This window comes from Paenirhodobacter sp., assembly GCF_047600745.1.
In the GTDB taxonomy this organism is placed as follows: Bacteria; Pseudomonadota; Alphaproteobacteria; order Rhodobacterales; family Rhodobacteraceae; genus Rhodobacter.
On sequence record NZ_JASGKI010000006.1, the window covers coordinates 501,026 to 514,508 of the forward strand.

Sequence of the window (13,483 nt, forward strand, 5' to 3'; positions counted from 1 at the left end):
CAGCACAAATACCTGCGTAATTCCGAGTGTTATCAGCAGGAAAATCCAGGCTGTCCCATGAAAGGCCCTCCCGATGTCCGCTCCCCTCAGCCCCGCCCTGCGCCGGATTGCGTCTCAATCCCGACTGTTTGCCACCCTGCCGCCGGATCTGCGCGAGCCTTTGCTCGATTCGGCGCGGGTCAGGCAGTTCGGGCGCGGCGACCCGATCTTCCATCAGGGTGACACCGCCCTGTCGCTGCACATCGTCGCCGATGGCTGGATCAAGCTCTATCGCATCGCGCCGAGCGGGGCGGAGGCGGTGGTGGGCACGATGACCCGTGGCCAGAGCTTCGGCGAGCCGATCGCGCTGCGCCGCGCGGCCTATCCGGTCTCGGCGGAGGCCTCGACCGAGGCGCAGGTGATCGTCCTGCCCGCGGAGGCGCTGCTGTCGATGCTCAAGGCGCGGCCCGAGGCGGCGATCTCGGTCATCGCCTCGACCTTCCTGCACCTTCAGGGCCTCGTCGAGCAGATCGAGCAGCTCAAGGCCCGCTCCGGCACGCAACGGGTCGCGGAATTCCTGCTCGACCTCTGCCCCGAAGGGGCCGACGAGGCCACCGTCACCCTGCCCTATGACAAGATGCTGATCGCCGGGCGGCTGGGGATGAAGCCCGAAAGCCTGAGCCGCGCCTTTGCCCGGCTGCGCGAACACGGCGTGCGCGTGCGACAGAACAGCGCCACCATCGACTCGGTTTCGGCGCTGCGCGAGATGACGCTGGCCGATCCGGGGGACGCCTGGTCACGCTAACCCACCGCATGCAGCGCCCAGATCGCGACGAGCCACAGCCCGAGCGGCACCGCAAAGGCCGTCAGCCAGCCCGACGCCCGCGTGAGATGCAAGAACCCCTTCAGGATCGCCAGCGCCTTGAGAAAGGCGACCGCCAGCAGCGCCGCCGGCACCCCGGCCAGCGCCACCGTCGCCGCGATCAGCACCAGCAGCCACAGCCAGTTCCGTGTGAGCGCATCCATCCCCTACCCCAACAGATAAACGGGCGGCAGCAGCAGCACCCAGACCAGATCGACCATATGCCAGAACATCGCCGCCGCCTGCACGGACTCGCGCCGGGGGCGGATCGACACCAGCAGAAGCACCACCACCCCGGCGATGACATGGGCCGCATGGAACCCGGTCAGCAGATAGTAGAAGGTGAAGAACGGATGCGCCTCCATGGTAATGCCGCGCGCCGCGTCGCCCGCATATTCCATGCCCTTCACGGTCAGGAACGCCACCCCGCCAAGCGCCGCGAGCCACAGCCAGCCGCGACCGCCATCCCGTTCCGCCCGCGCCGCGAACAGCCCCGATGTCACCAGAATCGCCGTGTTCAGCGCCGCCATCCGGCCATCGAGCAGCCCCTGCGCGGCGGCAAAGCCCGCCGGATCGGTCAGCCGCACCGCCTGCATCACCGTGATCCCCGCCGCGAAAACCGCGACTTCGGAGCCGATCAGCACCCACATCAGCAATTCGCCCGGAAGATCGTCGATCCGCATCACGACACCAGATGGCGATAGATGTCGGGCAGCGCCAGCGTCAGCCGGTCCGGGTCGCGGATCACGGAAAAGCCGCCCTGCCCGAACAGGCGCGGGAACCATGCCTGACCGTCGCGGTCGATGGTGATGCCATAGACCGCATGCCCGGCGCGGCGGGCCTCGCGCACGGCCATGGCGCTGTCCTCGATGCCGTGGCGGCCCTCGTAATGGTCGAGGTCGTTGGGCTTGCCGTCGGTGATGACGAGCAGGAGCCGCCGCCCTGTCCCCTGTGCGCTCAGCCCCGCCGAGGCATGGCGGATCGCCGCGCCAAGGCGGGTATAGAATCCGGGCTTCAGCGCGGCGATCCGGGCCTCGACGGTGGCGGACATCGGTTCGTCAAACCGCTTGCAGCCGTGCAGATAGACCCGATCGCGCTTCAGCGACGAAAACCCGTCGATCGCGAACCGGTCCCCGCAGGCATCCAGCCCCCAGGCCAGCGCGGTGAGCGATTCCCGCGCGATGTCGATCACCTGCCGCCCCGTCACCATCGACTCGGTAGAGCGCGACACATCGAGCAGGATCGACACGGAAAGGTCGCGCCGCTCGGGCCGGGACTGGCGCCAGATCCGCTCGCTGCCCTGCCCCGTCGCGCGCAGGTCCGCCACCGAGCGCAGGGCGGCGTCAAGGTCGAGCTCCTCGCCATCGGGCTGCGCCGGGCACAGGACGCGTGCGGGGCGCAGCGCCTCGAACCGGCGCCGCACGGCGCGGATGCGGCGCTGCGCAGGGGCGTCAAAGGTCACGGCATGGGCCGGGTCGGGTACCACCGGCGCCGCCAGCACGCGGGTATGATCGGGCAGATAGCGCCCCGCCCGCGCCTCCCATTCGGGATAGGTAAAGCTGTCCGACAGCCGCTCCCGGTCGACATCCTCGGGCGCGAGGTCGAGATGCAGCTTGAGCCGCGTCGCGGGCGCCTTCGCGATCTGGCCCAGACCGATCTCCTCCTGATCCCGGGCGGCCTTTTTGGCGTTTTCGAGGTCGTCGTCCTCGACCCGGCGATTGAGGTTGAGGAACTGCGTCCAGGACAGCAGCGCCTCGAATTTGTAGATGATGATGCTGTCCTTGCGCGAGATCCGGTCGGTCGCGTGGCGGCGGGCCTTGCGCGCGGTGCCGTCGCCGCCTTCCTCAGGCGTGCCGCCGACGGGCGGATTCTCGACCTCGGACGGCGCCGAGAACCGCACCAGCCGCAGGTCCGGCCACATCGGCACCGGGCGGAACGGGCGATACCCGCGCGGCGCGGCCCCGATCCGCGGCGCCTCCGCGGCAAAGGGATCGGCCAGCACCTGCCGCACATGGTCCTCCACCCGCGCCTCGCTCCCCGTCAGCGGCAGCCGGGGACGCAGCGCCAGATGCGCCGCCACCAGCCCGCGCCATAGCGGCGCAAGCCCCGGCGCGGCGGCAAGCGTATCGCGCACCATCCGCCCCGCCGCCCGGATCGCGGCCATATCCGCCGCAAGCGGATCCTCGGGCAGGGTCACGGGCGCCGGCGCATGGGCCGCCATCGCCGCCAGCCACAGATAGAGCCCGGCGTTCTCCTTCCGCTGCGGAAATTCGGCCAGCGTCGCGGGCAGGCGCAGCACCTCGCCGTCGAAACTCGCCCGCGCGACCTGTTCGACCGGCATCGACAGCCGCCGCCGGAACCGCAGCCGGTGATGGCTCTCCTCCGGGGCGACGCCTTTTATTTCGACCGACGGATCCCCCCCAAGCCCCCGGAACAGCACGCCCAGACGCGGGCGGATCTCCTCCAGCGTGACCTCGGCGGCGGAAAAATCGTGCCCGCCGTCGATCCGCCCGGCCAGCCGGTGCCAGATCTTGCCGACGGTCTCTTCGGGTTCCCAGGGGATGATCTCGACCATGCTCAGCCCGCCAATGCCTGCACGAGGTCCAGCAGACCCCGCTTCACATCCGCGTCGTCGGTCAGCGGTTCGATCATCGCGACCTCCACCGCCCGGTCGAAGCCCATGCCCTGCGCGATCAGCGTGGCCGCATAGACCACGAGCCGCGTCGAGACGCCCTCTTCCAGATCCTGCCCCCGCAGCCCGCGCAGCTTGCCCGCGATCCGGATCAGCAGGCGCGCCCGGTCCTCGTCCAGCCCGCTTTCGCGGCACACGACCGGCAGTTCCTGCACCGGGGACGGGAAGGCGAATTCGACCGAGACGAACCGCTGCCGGGTCGAGGGCTTCAGCGATTTCAGGATGTTCTGGTAGCCGGGGTTATAGGAGGCCACCAGCATGAACCCCGCCCCCGCGTGCAGCTCCTCGCCGGTGCGGTCAATCGGCAGGATGCGGCGGTCGTCGGTCAGCGGGTGCAGCACCACGGCCACATCCTTGCGCGCCTCGACCACCTCGTCGAGGTAGCAGATCGCGCCCTCGCGCACCGCGCGGGTCAGCGGACCATCGACCCAGACCGTCTCGCCGCCCTTGAGCAGGTAGCGCCCGATCAGATCGGCGGCCGACAGGTCGTCATGGCACGACACGGTATGAAGCGGGCGACCGAGCCGCGCCGCCATATGCGCGACGAAGCGGGTCTTGCCGCAGCCCGTCGGTCCCTTGAGCAGGAGCGGCAGGCGGGCCTTGTAGGCGGCGGCGAAGACATCGCATTCGTCGCCCTGCGGGAGATAGAAGGGGGCGCTGCCCCCTTCGACAAAGGTTCCGTCCATCGGCTTACTCCGCGGCATGTTTCACGACCGGGCCGGGCTCGATCACCTCGCGCCGTCCGGGGATCAGCGTCGCCCCGATGAACAGGAACGCCCCGATCACCACCGCGAAACCGGACCCGAAGCGCATCCAGTAGAACAGCGCGATCTCGTCCTGCACATCCATGAAGCCCTCGCCCATGACGCGTTGCAGATGGGTCTGGAGCGTGCCCGCGAAGGTCAGCACGAAGGTCATGAACAGCATCCCCCCCGCCATCAGCCAGAACGACGACATGATCAGCACCTGGTTGTAGGGGTCGCGGCCCTTGAGGATCGGCATCGCATAGGTGAACAGCGCGAGGTTGACGCAGACATAGGCGCCGAAGAACGCAAGGTGCCCGTGCGCGGCGGTGATCTGCGTGCCGTGGGTATAGTAGTTCACCCCGTGCAGCGTATGCAGGAAGCCCCAGACCCCCGCGCCGAAGAACGCCAGCACCGCACAGCCGAGCGACCACAGCAGCGCCGCCTTGTTCGGATGGTCGCGGCGGCCCTTCCACACCATGATGAAGGCAAAGGCCATCATCCCGAAGAACGGCACGATCTCGAAGGACGAGAACAGCGACCCGATCCATTGCCAGTATGCGGGCATGCCGATCCAGTAATAGTGGTGCCCGGTGCCGAGGATCCCCGAAAACAGCGCCGTGGCGACGATGACATAAAGCCACTTTTCGACCACCTCGCGGTCCACCCCCGTCAGCTTCAGCATCAGGAAGCCGAGGATCGACGCCATGATCAGTTCCCACACGCCCTCAACCCAGAGGTGAACCACGTTCCACCAGTATTGCTTGTCGAGCGCGAGGTTCGGCGGGTTGTAGAAGGCGAACAGGAACAGCAGCGCAAGGCCCCACAGCCCGACCAGCAGGATCGTGGAGATCACCGTCTTGCGCCCCTTCAGCAGCGTCATCGTGACATTGTAAAGGAAGATCAGCGCGGCGACGACGATGCCCACCTTGACCCATGTCGGCTGTTCAAGGAATTCGCGCCCCTGCTTGCCAAGCAGGAAGTTGCCCTCGAACAGGTTGAACAGATAGGTCAGCACCGCCCCCGCCGTGCCCGCGACGAGGATCGCAAGCTGCACATAGGCGAGGAGCGGCGAATGGATCTCGCGCTCCGCTTCCTCGGGCAGCAGGAAATAGGCCGCGCCGAAGAAGCCGGTCAGCAGCCACACGATCAGCGCATTGGTATGCAGCATCCGGCCGATGTTGAAGGGCAGGATCTCGGACAGGAAGTTCGGGTTGACGTAGATGTAGCCAAGCACCAGCCCCATCGTCACCTGCACCGCGAACAGCGCGAGCGCGACGTAGATATAGGCCAGCGCGATCTTCTGTGTGTGGTATTTCATCTCTCTCTCCTCAACCGGCGTCGTTCGGCGGCCAGTTCTGGGTGTCGATCGTGCCGGTCCAGAGCAGGAAATCCGTCAGTTCCCGGATCTCGTCGTCGGTCAGGTGGAACTGCGGCATCTGGCGGCGCCCCGGGATCCCCGAAGGCTGCGAACTCCATCCAGTTCTTCAGCGTCTCGAAGGCCAGTTCCGGATCCTCTTCCGCGCCCCAGCGTTTCATCACATTGCCCAGTTCGGGCGCGAAATAGGCGCCCTCGCCAAGAATGGTGTGGCAGTTGATGCAGCCTTTCTTTTCCCAGATGTGCTTGCCGGCGGCGACGCTGGCCGTCAGCGTTTCGGCGTTGGTCGAGCGGTTGACGATGTAAAGGTGGCTGTGCGTGAACAGCGCCACGAATATGGCGATGAAGAACAGGGACCCACCGTAGAAGATGTTTCGGGCCATGCTCTTCGTCAGGACTTCGCGCATGGCGAGATTCTCCCGGAGCGGTTTCGATCTCCTCCGGCATGCGCCAATCCGCGCGCCCGGGTCTTAACGAAAGTCAAGGCGGCGCGGGAAAGCCCGGTTCATGGTGGCACGCAACGAAAGGAGGCCGCCATGGACGCGCGTTGGCCGGTCTGGAAACTCGCCGTTCTGCTCTATGTCTTCGCGGCGGGGGCGGTGGCCATCAATCTGTTCATGCTCGGGCTGCTGTCGCAGGCGGTGGGGTTCACGGCCCTTTCGCCGCAGGCGGCGGTGGCCGCCTCCGTCCCGCTCGGCCTTCCCGCCGCATGGGCCGCGGGCCTGTGGGTCCGGCACCTGCTGGACGAGGGACAGGATTGACCCCGCCCGACGCGCTTTTCCGGGGTCACGCAGCGCAGGAACGATTCCGCCCGGGAACCCCTTCGGCGAGGATCCACAACCCCCTGCGCGGGAGCACGACCGGGCAAACCTGCACAGGCAGGCGCCGAAACGTTTGAACATATCGGCGGCGGCGGTGCATAAGCGCGGGCCGGGCGCCGGATCGAAGAGGCACTGAACACCATGCGCATTCGCATCACAACCGGATCCATCGGGCTGATCGCCGCCGCGGCCATCGCGGCGGCGGCGGGGTGGTTCCTGACCGGTCAGCCGCAGCCGGTGACGAACGGCTATGCCGCCACCATCGGCAAGGGCGGCTACAGGCTTACCACCACCGCAGGGGCACCCTTCACGGCGGCGACACTGCGCGGGGCGCCCTCGGTCGTGTTCTTCGGCTATACCTATTGCCCCGATGTCTGCCCGACCACGCTTGGCGACATCACGCAATGGCAAGAGGCGCTCGGCCCGCGCGCGGGCGATCTGGGGATCTATTTCATCACCGTCGATCCGGAGCGCGACACCCTCGACATGCTGGCCGATTACCTGTCCTGGTCCGAGGGCATCACCGGCGTGGCGGGGGACCGCGCCGAGACGGACAAGGCGATGGAGTCCTTTGCGATCTATGCCCGCCGTATCGGCGACGGGCCGGATTACACGGTGGATCACACCGCCTATGTCATGCTGTTCGACCGCAGCGGCGATTTCGTCGGAACGATCGGCTATCAGGAGCCGGAGGAGCAGGCGTTGCCAAAGCTCATCCGGCTGCTGGACTGATCCCCGGCGGGGATCGAACGGCGGCGGGCGGGGGGCCCGCCCGCATCGGAACCGCGCGGCTCACTTGACCTGTTCGAAATCCGTGTTCATCCGCCCCTGCGCCTTCTTCGGCAGCTTCACCGCCTTGGCGGCCTCAAGGTTCGCCGGCGCATCGCCGACCTGTATCAGCCCGACCATCCCCATCGAGAAATGCGGCGAGCATTTGATGCCGTAAACGCCGGGCTCCGTCACCGTCAGGTCGTAGGGCTTGTTGATCTCGCCCTTGAAGGGCGCCACCCCTTCGGGCAGCATCTTGTCGATCGACTGCACGTCATGGCTTTTGTCCGTCGGCACGAAGTGGATCACGTCGCCCGGTTCCGCGCGCACGAAGGACGGCTCGAACACCATCGTCCCGGCGGCGCCCTTGTTGAGCATCTTCACCTCATGTTCCGCCGCGAAAGCGGTTGCCGCGAGTCCGATATTCAGGGCCATGGCCGCCAGCAGGCCGTTTCCAAATTGCATCTTCGATCTCCGAGATTCCATACCGCCGCAGCGTAGCAAAGGCGGTGAAGCGGAACTTTGCGCCACGACAAACAGCGGCGAGATCAGATCTCGGGATCGGCCAGACGCGCCAGCGCCGCGCGATCGACAACCGTCAGCCGTTGCCGCCCGCCCGCGACCCAGCCCCGCCCCTCCCAGGCCGACAGGATGCGCGAGGCGGTGTGCAGGGTGGTGCCCGAAAGCTGCGCGACATCCTGTCGGCTGATCGGAAAGTCGAGCCGGATGCCCTCCGCCTCGACCCGCCCCGCCCTGTCGGCAAGGCGCAGGACGGTATGGGCGATGCGGCGCTCGACCTCTTCGGTGGACAGCTCGCGCAGGCGGGTATGGGCCTCGTCGAGCCGCTTGCCCAGCGTGCGCAGCGCGCTTGCCGCCACCGGCGGGCTGGCCTCGACCACCGCCGGCCAGTCCTCCATCGGCCAGCCGGTCACCGTACTGTCGACCACCGCCCGCGCCGTGCCCGGATAGTCGGGCCGGTTCAGCGCGCGGGCAAAGCCGAACAGATCGCCCGGATGCACGATCCGCACCATCACCTGCTGCCCGTCCGGCGTGACCTGCGACACCTTCAGCCGCCCGCGCAGCAGCAGGTAGAACCGTTCGGCGGGCGCGCCCTGATCGAACACGGTCTCGCCGCGCGCCACATCGCGCAGCGTCGCGTTCAGCAAGACGCGCGCCATGCCTTCGCCGTCGAGGCCGCGAAACAGCGGCAGGTTGCTCAGCAGGCTCCGGTCGATGGACAAGGGGCAAGGTTCCAGATCAGCGTTTCCCCCACTAAACGCAGCCGGTGCCGGGCAACGTTGCTCCAGCGCAACGTTGCCCCCCGTTTGGCCGGGCACCGATCCGGGCGTGCATCCCACGTTGTCATCCCGGGGCGCGATGCCTGCGGTCTGGTCACATCTGCCGACGGTCAGAACCCCGCGGTCGGGTCGCGCCGCGGCACATAGAATAGCGGCCGTCTCCTTACCCCGGACGATGAGGCGGACATGGAACAGCGGCCTGCCTCGCTGTCGAAACCCGGGACCGGAATATTCGACCAGAACCTCGTGTTCGCGGGCATAAGCGCGATGTCGCCGCACAAGCGCCCTCAACGGTGTCTTGAGCATGGCAGCCTACGGACGATCGCGACGATGTTAAGCTAACTATAACGCCCCATGTTGCGACACGCATCGAAACATTCGGTTGCAAGCATTGATAGGACCGTCGGCATGCAAACCGAAACTCCTGCCGAAGTTTTGATTTCAACCCGCCCGAGCGTATCCCTCAAACGCTGGCGATGCTTTGCCGTCCTCGACGCTCAAATCGACACCTCCGCTGTCAATCTCGCGATGCGCCCGATCGGCGCGAACCTCAATGTTGGGATCGGCGTGCTGCAATGGATCGTGGGCAGCTATAACCTTGTCCATGCGGTCCTGTTGCTTACGGGTGGCCTGCTTGCCGATCTCTCCGGCCGACGACGCATCTTCCCGGTCGCGTCGTTGTTATATGCGGTAGACCGATCGCTTCCGTGCTGATTATCAGAAGAGCCCTCGCGGGACTCGGCGCAACTGCACTCGGTGGCCTTACCTTTTCCGCCATCCGATCCCGCGATGCGCCGGCGCTTGCGGTGTGGCCTTCCTCATTGCCGTTTTGATGCTTGTCTTGTTTATTCGTGTGGAAGCAAGCAAAGGAACAGACGCATTGGTGCCACTCAACATATCTCGATCTCGTATATTCTGCGGAACGGCAACATCTATAGCAGGCATGACTTTCGGCATGTGTGGTGTGCTTTTCCTGTTTCCGCTGTCGTGGCTGAGCGCAAGCCGGTTCAGTGCCTTGGGCGCTAACACTGCCCTGATACCGATGGCGTTGGTGTTCGTCACCATTTACCCGTTTCCAGCGCGTTGACCGGTCGATATGGTGCACACGTCATGGCCACCAGGAGTTTCGCCATCATTGGCGCCGGGCTTATATTGATCGGCGTCGGTTCAGATCACGCCAAGATTATCGCTTCCAAAATCAGATTGATTTTGACCGGTTTTGGAGTGGGCTTTACAATCGGACCGCTGATGAGCGCCGCCACCGCAACACGATCGGGAACAGCCATGCCCTAACCAACGTCGCGCGCATATTGGGAGCAATGGTTGGGGTCGCCGTCCCCGGCACCGTTTTTGCAATAACCCATGGCATCGTTACCGGCTTGCAGGTAGCGATGTTCTTGGGCAAGCTGATCCAGATCGCGTGCGCAGTTATCGCATAGCGCTCAATTCAACCAACATGCGCAATGTAGGACCGATCCTGTTGCGAAAATCCCGAAACATGCGACAATCTATTGTAACGACGATTTCACGATGACCGCGCATCTCTGATCCTTCCCAGATTTCTGCATATCGGTGACATATTTTTCCAGTGCCTCGCTGTTATGCACGAAGACTCATTCGGCTTATACCATGCGCTGATATCGTCCCGGATCATCCCCATGGATCATGGCGCGGCCGGCGTTGACGCGATTGCGTGCCACAACCAGGCCGATAACATGGCTACCGATCGCGCAAGACAGGACGCGCGGAAAGAGCATCATCTAGGATATGCCAACGAATACATCGGCAAGGCCGACCATCCACATGCGGAAATACTATTCATTCCAACTATGGGCGCTGTTTCTATGCGCAGAAAGTTGATTAGAAAGATTTCGAATGACGCGCTCAAGGACGTTCTCATAATACTGCGAAATACGTCCGCGAACGCATCAGGGGCAGAAGAACAACAAATCAGAGGCACTCCTTCGGCAACAGAATTTATCCGCTACCAGGAATACCACCACACCGCATCCACAGAGCGCAAATCCCAGCGACCAAGATGGTGATAGGCTTTCGGTGCCGGTAGAGGCCCCATCCAGAGAATGCATCTCCGTATGAATTCCATGGCGCGTTTATCGAGGTTGGAGAGATATTCCTTATGCTGGAAGGCATCCAGATCCTGTCCGATGGACTGCTAGTTTTGTCTCCATCAATTCCGTCGAAGGGACGATTTCAAGATCTTCCTTATCAGGATGCAGCAGGTCTGATGGAACCAATCCTCCGGTCTTTTTTGCCAAAAAATCTTCTACGGAGAAGGCCTATTCTTCCCGCGATCTGGCCGACGAAATGGCCTCTTCAATGTGCAAAGAAGACAGAGGAAATCGTCGTCGTGTGTTCTCTACGGAGCGGATTTGCGCCCGGAAACGGATTCTCCCACCGCGTTCCGATGCCCCGTTGCAGGGTGTGTTTTCGGCATCGAAACTGGGCAAACGCCTCGCTTCCACCGCCCGGAAAGCGCGCAAAAATGCCCTTCATCATGCCTCGTCGCTCTCGGCCAGCCGTGCCTTTGACCGCTTGATCGTACCGCGCCAGAAGACCGTTTTCAGACGAATATCCACGGCCCTTTCCTCGATCCCGATCAGATCCTTTTCCCGGATCAGCCGATGGCATTCCGAACAGAGATCCTTCGCCTCTCGCAGAAGCTCTGCCAGTATGTTTTCTTCTGTGTTTACAATTTGATGTGCGATCTCCACCTGGTTCTCGCGTTGCGGTGTAGAACGTCCTGTCAGATCCATGCTTCCCCCGGATTCCGCCTCATGGCGCGTGAGCGCCAGCGACCATTTTTGCGACCATTTTTTGACGCTCGCCGCACAACGCGAACGGACCTTCCAGGTGGGTTATTCAAGCGAAAAAGCCGTGGAAAGCTACGTCTTTCAATGTAGAGAACATATGGTGAAAATCGAGGGGGCCAAACCCTGTCCTCTGGTTAGTGCTTGAACCCCCGAAAAAACGCTTAAGTTGGACCCCCCCTGGCAAACCCAACATGTAGAGGCGTTTGACCCCCCCTGTTTTGACACAAAGGCGTTTGACACCCCCCGGATTTCGCTTTGCTTTTCGCCGATTTTCGGTAGGGTCAGACCCGGCACGATCAACGGCCCGAAAACGCCACCTCCAAACCCGGCCAGGACGGCGAGCTGTCAGCCGGAAGGCGCCTCCGCCGGGCACCCCCCACGGCCGCATGAGCTGCGGAGAACGCCGCTCATGCGCCACCTTTGTTGCGCGCCACCCCTCCCTAAAACCGAAGTGGGTACTCTGCGGCCCGCTCCGTGGCTCCGGCGACATGTTTCAGGTGGGACCGAGCCGTTACTCCGCCGTCCGAGGGTGAATGTAGGTCTTCCACATCGATGTGGGTGACGACGCAGAGGGCGACTAGGGCGAGGTCGCGAACCCTCTAGGCCATCGCTCGCGGCTGGCGCCAGCATCGGAGCACACGGCATCCGATCACCTACCCCCGGAAGCGCCCCGCCTCTCGGCGCAAGCTCACCACCCAGGATCAAGTGGCAAAGTGTGGCACTTTGCCATACTTTACGGAAAAGCCTGACGACAATCCAGATTTATCCAAAAAGTTTATTCCAGATAGCACCGGTCAATGACGACGTTCTGAAAAGCTTCACGAGAAATCAAACGCCTGGTAATTACGTGAAAATATATCTCCTATGGATCTGATACACAACAGGCGACAATTCACAAATGAAAAACACCGAGGAACCAATGATCGCTCCCTTCTATTCTCCGAAAGGCGGCGCCGGGAAAACCAGTGGTGTCCTGACGTTCTCGATATCCGTCGCAGCTCATAATGTAGACGCAGAAAAATAACCACGATGATCGAACATTTATTTTATGTACAAAACCCATTACAACGGCCACGTCTGTGTGTTGATTTACTTAAAGAAGATCAGAATCGGAGGAAGCGATGAGAGACGTGATCACTACTTTTTTGCTCTCCGTCATAGCTATTCTGATCGTGTATGGATCTTTCGCTGCGAATATAGATGTCATCGACGGATTTGCCCCCGGACAGACGTTGGTCATGATTTTGGGGTCAATCAAACCCGGAGACGACGATCGTTTCACCGGATGACCGAGAGTGCGGAGCGGGTATCCCCCGGAGGTGACGTGGACGCCGGAATTTCTATCGGTGCGCAGATCGCGATCAGGGGATTCACGAATCTGGTTCTGGATGGAGAGGGTTGTCATTCTATCTGTGCGGTTATCTGGGTTTCGGGCGTGCGCCGTTACATGTCCCCGGATGCGGATATTAGAGTTCACGCCGCTTATTGGGTTGAGGATTCAAAAGAATCAGGTGTCGCAAATGCTAGAATCGGCGCGTATCTTAATGAGCTTGGTCTGAGCAGGGTCGCTATCGAGTATTTCACGACAGCAAGACCAGGGGAGGAACTCCTTCCGGTCACACCGGAGATCGCTCAGGCGTGGACATTGACGTTTGCATTCAGGACGGTGAGCGGGTTATCACGCCCCGCAGACAGGCCGACCCCAAGGCGCATCGCCAGACAGGTGACTGATCTTGCCGTTCTTGCAAACAATTGCGTTGAGCTTCTGAGGGGAACCAAGGGGGAATGGCACGAGCAAGCAGAAAAGACCTTCCGAGAAGGCCATGATTTCTTCGGTGGTGAGACATTCATTCCATTTCTTCCGGAGTTTCTCGAAATCAGCAAGGCCGGAATGCAGCGTGACGGGACTGTCCGTTGGTGCCTTTCGGCAGAGGCTGCGTCAAGAAAGGACGGCATTGAGACCGGAGTCACTGGCCCCGGCTTTGACTGCGGCACGGCAGGAACCCCGACTGAGGTTGCGATTTGTGGTTCTCAAGACTTGTAGGCGATGGGACGAGTGGTTGCGAACCTCTTTTATTTTCCGACGCACGGCTGACAGCGCCAAGAAAACC

The 13,483-nt window shown here is 62.9% G+C and carries 15 protein-coding genes and 1 pseudogene; 7 read left to right on the forward strand and 9 right to left on the reverse strand.

The genetic code is table 11. The features are described from left to right. Positions 1 to 73: 73 nt before the first annotated feature. Entirely contained in the window at positions 74 to 784 is a 711-nt protein-coding gene (locus QM789_RS21775; protein ID WP_420353898.1) for a Crp/Fnr family transcriptional regulator, read from the forward strand. On the opposite strand, the gene QM789_RS21780 is transcribed toward QM789_RS21775, so the two are convergent. From QM789_RS21780 to QM789_RS21805, 6 genes and pseudogenes are all read right to left on the reverse strand, one after another. Next, a complete protein-coding gene (locus tag QM789_RS21780; protein WP_420353899.1) occupies positions 781 to 1,005 on the reverse strand; it encodes a hypothetical protein in 225 nt (74 codons plus the stop codon). The genes QM789_RS21775 and QM789_RS21780 overlap by 4 nt on opposite strands. Before the next feature lie 3 nt (positions 1,006 to 1,008). Next, complete coding sequence (locus QM789_RS21785) at positions 1,009 to 1,524, reverse strand: cytochrome c oxidase subunit 3 (protein WP_420353900.1); 516 nt, start codon at positions 1,522 to 1,524, stop codon at positions 1,009 to 1,011. Further along, positions 1,524 to 3,416: a nitric oxide reductase activation protein NorD gene (locus QM789_RS21790; protein WP_420353901.1), complete on the reverse strand. Its 1,893-nt coding sequence runs from the start codon at positions 3,414 to 3,416 to the stop codon at positions 1,524 to 1,526. The genes QM789_RS21785 and QM789_RS21790 overlap by 1 nt, the downstream gene beginning before the upstream one ends. A 2-nt stretch (positions 3,417 to 3,418) precedes the next feature. After that, positions 3,419 to 4,219, reverse strand: a complete 801-nt coding sequence (locus QM789_RS21795; protein WP_420353902.1) for a CbbQ/NirQ/NorQ/GpvN family protein — start codon at positions 4,217 to 4,219, stop codon at positions 3,419 to 3,421. A 4-nt stretch (positions 4,220 to 4,223) separates the two neighbouring features. Then, positions 4,224 to 5,597: a cbb3-type cytochrome c oxidase subunit I gene (locus tag QM789_RS21800; RefSeq protein ID WP_420353903.1), complete on the reverse strand. Its 1,374-nt coding sequence runs from the start codon at positions 5,595 to 5,597 to the stop codon at positions 4,224 to 4,226. Positions 5,598 to 5,607: 10 nt separating this feature from the next. Next, positions 5,608 to 6,061: pseudogene (locus tag QM789_RS21805) on the reverse strand (c-type cytochrome). A 129-nt stretch (positions 6,062 to 6,190) separates the two neighbouring features. Here QM789_RS21805 and QM789_RS21810 point away from each other — a divergent pair. After that, entirely contained in the window at positions 6,191 to 6,415 is a 225-nt protein-coding gene (locus QM789_RS21810; protein ID WP_420353904.1) for a hypothetical protein, read from the forward strand. A 201-nt stretch (positions 6,416 to 6,616) separates the two neighbouring features. Beyond that, a complete protein-coding gene (locus tag QM789_RS21815; RefSeq protein ID WP_420353905.1) occupies positions 6,617 to 7,207 on the forward strand; it encodes an SCO family protein in 591 nt (196 codons plus the stop codon). A 60-nt stretch (positions 7,208 to 7,267) separates the two neighbouring features. On the opposite strand, the gene QM789_RS21820 is transcribed toward QM789_RS21815, so the two are convergent. Continuing rightward, positions 7,268 to 7,708, reverse strand: coding sequence for a pseudoazurin (locus QM789_RS21820; RefSeq protein ID WP_420353906.1), 441 nt, complete (start codon positions 7,706 to 7,708; stop codon positions 7,268 to 7,270). A gap of 83 nt (positions 7,709 to 7,791) precedes the next feature. Continuing rightward, positions 7,792 to 8,484, reverse strand: coding sequence for a Crp/Fnr family transcriptional regulator (locus QM789_RS21825; RefSeq protein WP_420353907.1), 693 nt, complete (start codon positions 8,482 to 8,484; stop codon positions 7,792 to 7,794). A 465-nt stretch (positions 8,485 to 8,949) separates the two neighbouring features. Here QM789_RS21825 and QM789_RS21830 point away from each other — a divergent pair, with 465 nt between their 5' ends. Together QM789_RS21830 and QM789_RS21835 are read left to right on the forward strand one after the other, a co-directional pair. Continuing rightward, positions 8,950 to 9,255 carry a hypothetical protein gene (locus QM789_RS21830; protein WP_420353908.1) on the forward strand — a complete coding sequence of 102 codons (306 nt, stop codon included), beginning with the start codon at positions 8,950 to 8,952 and terminating at the stop codon, positions 9,253 to 9,255. A 944-nt stretch (positions 9,256 to 10,199) separates the two neighbouring features. Then, entirely contained in the window at positions 10,200 to 10,586 is a 387-nt protein-coding gene (locus QM789_RS21835; RefSeq protein ID WP_420353909.1) for a hypothetical protein, read from the forward strand. A gap of 468 nt (positions 10,587 to 11,054) precedes the next feature. Here QM789_RS21835 and QM789_RS21840 read toward each other — a convergent pair whose 3' ends face one another. After that, the gene (locus QM789_RS21840; protein ID WP_420353910.1) at positions 11,055 to 11,315 is read right to left on the reverse strand and encodes a hypothetical protein; all 261 of its coding nucleotides are present in this window, start codon (positions 11,313 to 11,315) and stop codon (positions 11,055 to 11,057) included. A gap of 1,178 nt (positions 11,316 to 12,493) precedes the next feature. Here QM789_RS21840 and QM789_RS21845 point away from each other — a divergent pair. Both QM789_RS21845 and QM789_RS21850 read left to right on the forward strand, forming a co-directional pair. Beyond that, positions 12,494 to 12,661 carry a hypothetical protein gene (locus tag QM789_RS21845; protein WP_420353911.1) on the forward strand — a complete coding sequence of 56 codons (168 nt, stop codon included), beginning with the start codon at positions 12,494 to 12,496 and terminating at the stop codon, positions 12,659 to 12,661. Between the two features lie 35 nt (positions 12,662 to 12,696). Further along, positions 12,697 to 13,416 (forward strand): hypothetical protein, encoded by a 720-nt coding sequence (locus QM789_RS21850; protein ID WP_420353912.1) that lies wholly within the window; start codon positions 12,697 to 12,699, stop codon positions 13,414 to 13,416. The last annotated feature ends 67 nt before the right edge of the window (positions 13,417 to 13,483 follow it).

What these genes read in the sequence shown, in the direction of transcription:
- QM789_RS21775 (WP_420353898.1), top strand. Translation starts at nt 74, where the DNA reads ATGTCCGCTCCCCTCAGCCCCGCCCTGCGCCGGATTGCGTCTCAATCC.
- QM789_RS21780 (WP_420353899.1), bottom strand. Translation starts at nt 1,005, where the DNA reads ATGGATGCGCTCACACGGAACTGGCTGTGGCTGCTGGTGCTGATCGCG.
- QM789_RS21785 (WP_420353900.1), bottom strand. Translation starts at nt 1,524, where the DNA reads ATGCGGATCGACGATCTTCCGGGCGAATTGCTGATGTGGGTGCTGATC.
- QM789_RS21790 (WP_420353901.1), bottom strand. Translation starts at nt 3,416, where the DNA reads ATGGTCGAGATCATCCCCTGGGAACCCGAAGAGACCGTCGGCAAGATC.
- QM789_RS21795 (WP_420353902.1), bottom strand. Translation starts at nt 4,219, where the DNA reads ATGGACGGAACCTTTGTCGAAGGGGGCAGCGCCCCCTTCTATCTCCCG.
- QM789_RS21800 (WP_420353903.1), bottom strand. Translation starts at nt 5,597, where the DNA reads ATGAAATACCACACACAGAAGATCGCGCTGGCCTATATCTACGTCGCG.
- QM789_RS21810 (WP_420353904.1), top strand. Translation starts at nt 6,191, where the DNA reads ATGGACGCGCGTTGGCCGGTCTGGAAACTCGCCGTTCTGCTCTATGTC.
- QM789_RS21815 (WP_420353905.1), top strand. Translation starts at nt 6,617, where the DNA reads ATGCGCATTCGCATCACAACCGGATCCATCGGGCTGATCGCCGCCGCG.
- QM789_RS21820 (WP_420353906.1), bottom strand. Translation starts at nt 7,708, where the DNA reads ATGCAATTTGGAAACGGCCTGCTGGCGGCCATGGCCCTGAATATCGGA.
- QM789_RS21830 (WP_420353908.1), top strand. Translation starts at nt 8,950, where the DNA reads ATGCAAACCGAAACTCCTGCCGAAGTTTTGATTTCAACCCGCCCGAGC.
- QM789_RS21835 (WP_420353909.1), top strand. Translation starts at nt 10,200, where the DNA reads ATGGATCATGGCGCGGCCGGCGTTGACGCGATTGCGTGCCACAACCAG.
- QM789_RS21840 (WP_420353910.1), bottom strand. Translation starts at nt 11,315, where the DNA reads ATGGATCTGACAGGACGTTCTACACCGCAACGCGAGAACCAGGTGGAG.
- QM789_RS21845 (WP_420353911.1), top strand. Translation starts at nt 12,494, where the DNA reads ATGAGAGACGTGATCACTACTTTTTTGCTCTCCGTCATAGCTATTCTG.